Genomic DNA, 249 nt, shown 5'->3' with positions numbered 1-249 from the left:
TCTTATACAAGCGCAAGTATTCTTGAAAGTTGGGGAAGAAGGAAAAGCAGAAAAAATATGCTTACAATTAACGGAGAAAACACCGTTTGTAAGTAGAGGATTCCTTGCTTTAGGAGAAATATACCAAAGTCAAGAGAGATATGAAGAGGCAATTCAGTTATTAGAAGATGCTTCTATACATCATCCAAATGATACGGCAATTCTTCTCTCATTAGCATCTTCATATCATAGTGCCGGCCAAACGATAAA

1 protein-coding gene is annotated in these 249 nt (G+C 36.1%); it reads left to right on the top strand.

Going from position 1 to position 249, the window contains the following annotated elements; translation table 11 throughout:
• The coding region (locus JDS96_RS31340; RefSeq protein WP_199669180.1) for a tetratricopeptide repeat protein at positions 1–249 on the top strand (249 nt) is incomplete at both ends.

The organism is Bacillus cereus group sp. N21 (assembly GCF_016483395.1).
Taxonomy (GTDB): Bacteria; Bacillota; Bacilli; order Bacillales; family Bacillaceae_G; genus Bacillus_A; species Bacillus_A pseudomycoides.
Note: the sequence above shows the minus strand (reverse complement) of the source record. Positions and strands in the feature narration are given on the sequence as shown.